Raw genomic sequence first — 6864 nt, 5'->3', positions numbered from 1 at the left:
CCATATACGAATTGACCGAAACAGTTGGTTTCGAGCCTTTCTTACCATTCTTTGTAGTTACAAGAACTACACCATTAGCCGCCTTCATACCATAGATTGCCGCAGCACCGTCCTTCAATATGGATATATTCTCAATATCATTAATATCCAGATTATTGAATGAACCGGAATCCGTCATGATACCATCTATAACATAGAGCGGATCACCCATATTACGTATCTGTATATTAGCACTCGCACCAGGTTCTCCTGATTTCTGACGGGAAGTGATACCAGCCACTTTACCCACTATTGCCCCAGCAGTTGTTGTGGAAGTGGAGCGCGCAATATCATCGCTATTAACAGAACTTACCGCAGCACTTACGCCACCTTTACGTTTTGTACCATAGCCCACTACAACAACCTCATCCAGTAATTCCGCATCCTCTTTCATTGTGATACGCAGAAAGCTTTCATTCTTCGTTAATTTCTTTTCCAGAGATGTGTACCCTATATAAGAAAAAACGAGAGTAGCTTCGTTCTCAACCTTTAAGCGGAATTTTCCTTCAAAATCAGTAATGGTACCTACACCACTACCTCCTTTTGCAATTACGTTCACACCAATCAAAGGTTCACCATTCGGGTCGCAAACCAATCCAGTAATTTCTCTTTGCTGAGCCAAAAGAGGAACTATGGATAATAAAAGGAAAGTAAGAAACATACACCAGCGAGAATTCGCTTGTCGTGTATGCGAATTAAAATAATCCATAAGTAACAGAGTTTAAAGTTAATAATAAAATCTTGCCAAGTTGACAATGCAAATGTATGTCCTATCAAATGAAAACCTTGACCGCACAATACCAAAAAATAACGTTATTCAGCCATTTCACCACAATGCCATTAGATAATAATCTACTCAAAAAAAGCTCTATTTTGCCATTCTTAGCGTTTTTCTGCCAAAACGCCTCAAGACACCTATTTATACATAATATTTAAACACCTATTCGCTTTTATTTCATAGATTTGTATCACTTAATCTAACGGATACACACACTTAAGCTTATGCAGAAAATCACATCTACTCTCCTGTTACTACTCTTCTGCCTGGGAAATATCTTCTCTCAACAGAACTCCTATTACTTCAAGCACTATAACAATAACTCCGGATTGTCTCAGAATACCGTAATGAGTATTTTCCAAGACAGTAAAGGATTCATTTGGATAGGAACCAAGAATGGACTGAACCGTTTTGACGGACATGACTTCAAAATCTATCAACGAGGCGACTCTGTACATGAGTTAAGAAACAGTATGATTTTCAGTATTAATGAAGATCAGAATAGAACCTTATGGCTGGGTACTGACTTGGGCATATCACTCTATAACCCATATACAGAAAACTTCTCGAACTTTGACCTGAAAACAGACAAGCAGGAAGAAATACAAGGCTATGTAAACAAGATATTCATAGATCAGAAGCAACGAGTATGGATTCTATGCGGAAATGGCTTATTCCTCTTCAAACAAGAGGAAAACAAACTATATTGTCTGAACGATAAATTCGCCCCTTATACGTCGGTCATTCCAAGGGCCCTATTCGTCGAAGAGAATGGTATGGCTTATGCAGCACTTCCTGATATAGGCATAATAAAGTATAACTTAGAAACCGATGAAACCACCTTCTTATCTAAAAACACCAACCTGCCTACTGTTATCTGCGATTATAAAGAGCACTATATACTGCTTGGTACTCTGAATAAAGGTCTATTCTTGATTAACAAAGAAACCGGAGTCTCCGAGAAGTTACCCATCGACGAAACGCGCAATTCGGATGTGTACATCAGAGATATTGAGAAGATTTCCGATACGGAGTACTGGATTGGGACAGAAAGCGGCATTTACATCTTGAAAGATGGCACTACGCAGCATATCATTCACGAGGATTTCAATAACCTGTCACTTTCTGATAACGCCATCTATGCCATATATAAAGATAAAGAGGGAGGAATATGGATAGGGAGTTACTTCGGAGGTGTAGATTACATTCCCAAACAGTATTCTTCTTTTGAAAACTTCTACCCTATTGCTTACAAGAATTCTATCAGCGGCTACCGGGTTCGGGAGTTTGTCAATGACAAGCATGGAAATTTGTGGATAGCCACCGAAGACAACGGACTAAATTACTACGATATCCGGACGGGAACTTTCACGAATATCTCTGAAACGACCAAGCCCATCAAGATATCTTTTAATAACATTCAATGCCTCAACTTATCGAATGACAAATTATGGATAGGTACGTTTACAAGAGGTATTGATGTTCTTGACCTGAAAACGAACCAATGCAAGCATTACGAGCGCAACGGACAACCGAATTCTATTCTGAATAATGACATATTTGCCATATACACCGATAAGCGTAATGTCACCTGGATAGGTTCTACTACACAAACCTATATCTATGTTCCCGAAACAGATGGTTTCCAGATATTCGAACCTCTCAATGGCGCTTTTATCAGCGATATCATTGAAGACAAAGACGGATTTATCTGGTTTACCACCTTCAATGGAGGAGTAGTCCGCTATAATCCGCGGAACGAGGAGATAAAAACGTTCCGTTACGATGCCAAAAATCCATATAGTCTTTGCTATGACCGCATCACTTGCGTCCTCGAAGACAGCAAACAACGCCTGTGGTTTGCCTCCGAAGACGGGGGATTCTGCCGGTACAACAGTAATGACGGAACTTTCACACGAATCACAACCAAAGAAGGATTGCCCAGTAACGTTGTCTATAAGATACTGGAAGACGACAACTACCACTTTTGGCTGAGCACCAACAATGGTTTGGTGAACTTCAACCCCGAGACAATGTCCGTTGAAGCTCTATACAACTTGCCTAACGGATTGCAAAGCAAACAATTCAACTATAACTCAGGTATCAAGACACAGGATGGCACTCTTTACTTCGGAAGTATAAACGGCTTTGTCTCTTTCACCCCCCGGAACTTCCGTCCCAACGAAAACAAGTATTCTGTAGTCCTCACCGACTTCTACATCTTCAACCAGGAAGTGAAAGCAGACAGCACGAACCGCATACTGAATAAAGCAATGCCATACGCCGATGTCATACGCCTGAACTATGACCAAGCCACTTTCAGCTTCAGTTTCTCTGCATTGAACTATTCTACTGAGGGTAACGGGGTATATGCTTACCAGCTCGAAGGCATCGACCAGAAGTGGAACCACATAGACAACGCTACCCGCATCTCCTACAACAGCATCCCACCGGGAAGTTATACTTTCCGCATCAAATACTCCAAAGACGGTTATGACTGGAGTAGCGAAGAGACTCAAATAAAGATTGAAATCATACCTCCTCTGTGGCAGACACCTTGGGCTTATACACTTTATGTCCTATTGATTATAAGCATTCTATTCTCGCTATTCAGATACTATTTCACCAAAAAGAAAAAGCAGGTGGAAGAAAAGCTTGAACATCAGGAGCAGATGAAGAAAGAAGAAATTTACAAAGCCAAAATAGAGTTCTTCACAAGCATTGCTCATGAGATTCGTACACCGATAACCCTCATAAAGGCACCTCTCGACTACATCCTCACCTCCCAGCCCGATGCATGCGAGGTCAAAGACAACCTGATAACCATGGAGAGAAACACGGATCGCCTGCTTGTATTGGTGAACCAACTGCTGGACTTCCGGAAAATAGAATCTAAAGCTTTCATTCTTTCTTTGAAAGTAAGAAACATCAATGAGCTGGTTACGAACACCTACTACCGCTTTAAACCTACAGCCAAGCAAAAGCATTTGGAAATGTCGCTGGAGTGTCCTCAACATACAGTCTTGGCATCAGTCGATGAAGAAGCCGTAACCAAGGTATGCAGCAATCTCTTTAACAATGCCGTGAAGTATTCGTCCTCGTACATCAAAATAATACTTGAGGAGAATAAAGACCTGCACTACTTCCAGATAACGGTAAAGAATGACGGTAAACCGATTCCCGTAGAACTGAGACAAAGCATCTTCGAAGCCTTCTTTCAGATAAAAGAAGCCGACCAACCTTCGCAGCCGGGCTCCGGAATCGGGCTTACATTAGCTACTTCGCTGGTACAGTTACATCACGGTAAACTGTTTCTTGATGAAGAAGCTGAAGATACTTCATTCGTCGTACAAATTCCCACTAATGTGCCTTCGACGGACGCCAAAGTTGAAGAAAGCGGGAAAATGATGGTAGAAGACAGTACTGAAGAAGATGAAGAAGACATCTCTTCTTCTCTCTCGCCCGAGATATCGACTTCTGCCAAGGAAACGATATTGATCGTTGAAGACAACGAAGAGTTACAAACATTCCTCCGCAACCAGCTAGGCAAGTATTATCGCATTATCATTGCCGACAACGGCATAGAAGCAATGGAAGCGTTGAAGAAAGATATTATCAACCTCATTGTCTCCGACGTAATGATGCCATTGATGGACGGGCTTGAACTCTGCAAATCCATCAAGTCGAACATAGAAACTTGCCACATTCCCATCATCTTGCTGACAGCCAAAACGACCTTGAACAACAAGATAGAGGGCTTGAAAAATGGAGCCGATGCCTACATAGAGAAACCTTTCTCCATGCCCCACTTATTAGTGCAAATTAACAACCTACTTGAAAACCGGATGAAGCTTCGCCAGAACTTTGCCAACAATCCATACATCGCCACCAACAGCATGGCGCAGAACAAAGCGGATGAAGACTTCCTGAACAAGCTGACAGAGAAAGTAAAGCAGAACCTGGACGACGAGAACTTCAATATCGACAACCTTGCCGAAGAGATGAATATGAGCCGCACCAGTCTGCACCGGAAGATAAAGGGTATAACAGAACTCACCCCCGGCGATTTCATACGTATCATCCGTCTGAAAAAAGCAGCGGAACTGTTAATAGAAGGCGAATACCGTATCAACGAGATTTGTATGCTGGTGGGTATCCACTCCTTGTCCTACTTCTCAAAAAGTTTCCAGAAGCAGTTCGGAGTATTGCCCAAAGATTTTGCGAAGAACAGAGGCAATCAACCACCGGTTCAGGCATAAAAACAGAAGGATATATAACGGAGTTCTCGCATATATAGATGCAGCGTGCTGGATATATACATGCAGTACGCTGGATATATAGATCCAATGCACTGGATGTATACTTCCAACAAACGATCAAAAAACACCCCGTACAGATAGTCTGTACGGGGTGTCGTTTATGTAATAGGCAAGCTTGCTATCATTCCTGAACTTCCAGCATTACAATACTCAGCGGAGGCAATTCCAGATTGATACTGTTGGCATTCTCCTTCTTGAAATTCTTGAATTCACGGGTAGATACCTTGTTGGCATTCTCAAATGTATTGTAGTCGTTGAACGAGGTGGAAGTAAGAATCTCCCCCTTCACCTGTTTTACGGCGCAACCATTCAGCAGGACATTGGCAGGTATCGATTTCTTAGGATTCAGATTCACAATCGAGATGTGTATTTTGCCTGCCGCATCTTTTGAGGCTGAAACGTTCAGTCCCGGAATGCTTTCCGTACCATATTGATAGTCGGTGGCGCTGACGTTGGACTGTAGCAGATTAGCGTCTTGATGTGCTTTAAACATCTTAAAGATATGATAGGTAGGCGTAAGCAACATCTTGCTGTTATCAGTCAATATCAATGATTGAAGCACATTGATGGCTTGCGCCAGGTTGGCCATACGTACCCGGTACGAGAAGTTATTGAAGATATTGAGCGTAGAAGCAGCAATAAGGGCATCGCGCATACTGTTTTGCTGGAACAGGAAGCCGGGATTCGTGCCGGGTTCCACATCGGTCCATATCCCCCACTCGTCTACTACCAAAGCAATGTTGCGGTTAGGGTCGTACTTATCCATGATAGAAGAATAGTTCTTTAGCAATGTCTCCATAAAGAGGGCATTCTTAACTCCGCCGAAGTACTCTTTTTCGTCGAAGCCGGTAGCAGAGCCTTTCTTGCCCCAGTCGCCGGTAGCTATGGTATAATAGTGCAAAGAGATGCCCCACAAAGTATGCGGTGGTATGTTCTTCAGGCAAACCTCCATCCAGTTATAATCCACACTATTAGGACCACAGGCAATCTTCTTTATGGGATGATTGGAGTAATTACGAGCATATTCCTGGAAGGTACGATATTGATTAGAGTAATGCTCGGGTGTCATAAGTCCGCCACATCCCCAGCTCTCGTTTCCGATACCGAAAAAACTTACGCCGTAAGGTTCCTTATGTCCGTTGCCTGCACGGAGTTGAGTCAGGTATGAATCGCCGGAGAAATTCAGATACTCAACCCAGTCACGCAAGTCTTTTGGAGAGCTGGTACCCATATTAGCCGAAAGATAGGGTTCGCATCCCAGCAAGTTACAAAGTTTCATGAATTCATCGGTACCGAAACTATTATCTTCGGTCACGCCGCCCCAGTTGCTATTGATGGTTGTGGGACGTTTGGCAGGGTCGCCAATGCCATCACGCCATTGGTATTCGTCGGCATAACAGCCGCCCGGCCAACGAAGATTAGGGATGTTAATCTCACGCAGAGCATTTACAATATCCATGCGGATACGTCCGTCTTTGGGCACGTTCATCGAAGGATCTACCCAAAAGCCGTCGTAGATACAACGTCCCAAATGCTCGGCAAAGTGCCCGTAGATGTGCTTGCTGATTACCTGCTTGGGCTGGTCAGTCTGGATAGAAATCACAGCCCGGTCTTTCTGTGCCCATAAGGAGCCGGAGATACATAAAGCGGTTGCTATTATTAGTGTCTTCATATTACTAAGTTTACTGTTAAAACGTTATCCTTGAAACAAACTTCTTACCTTGATAC

Annotated in this window: 3 protein-coding genes; 1 reads left to right on the top strand and 2 read right to left on the bottom strand. The window is 42.9% G+C overall.

The window, feature by feature from the left end:
- Window positions 1–748, bottom strand: a 748-nt coding sequence (locus Q1W14_RS09835; RefSeq protein WP_300701192.1) for a carboxypeptidase-like regulatory domain-containing protein, incomplete at its 3' end; no start/stop codon positions are given.
- 293 nt (window positions 749–1041) lie between these two features.
- On the opposite strand from Q1W14_RS09835, the gene Q1W14_RS09830 reads away from it, so the two are divergent.
- Window positions 1042–5076 (top strand): hybrid sensor histidine kinase/response regulator transcription factor, encoded by a 4035-nt coding sequence (locus Q1W14_RS09830; protein ID WP_300701190.1) that lies wholly within the window; start codon window positions 1042–1044, stop codon window positions 5074–5076.
- A gap of 181 nt (window positions 5077–5257) precedes the next feature.
- Here Q1W14_RS09830 and Q1W14_RS09825 read toward each other — a convergent pair whose 3' ends face one another.
- Window positions 5258–6808: an alpha-L-arabinofuranosidase C-terminal domain-containing protein gene (locus Q1W14_RS09825; RefSeq protein ID WP_300701188.1), complete on the bottom strand. Its 1551-nt coding sequence runs from the start codon at window positions 6806–6808 to the stop codon at window positions 5258–5260.
- Window positions 6809–6864 lie beyond the last annotated feature (56 nt).

The organism is Bacteroides sp. (genome assembly GCF_030151085.1).
GTDB lineage: Bacteria > Bacteroidota > Bacteroidia > Bacteroidales > Bacteroidaceae > Bacteroides.
Note: the sequence above shows the minus strand (reverse complement) of the source record. Positions and strands in the feature narration are given on the sequence as shown.

What these genes read in the sequence shown, in the direction of transcription:
- Q1W14_RS09830 (WP_300701190.1), top strand. Translation starts at nt 1,042, where the DNA reads ATGCAGAAAATCACATCTACTCTCCTGTTACTACTCTTCTGCCTGGGA.
- Q1W14_RS09825 (WP_300701188.1), bottom strand. Translation starts at nt 6,808, where the DNA reads ATGAAGACACTAATAATAGCAACCGCTTTATGTATCTCCGGCTCCTTA.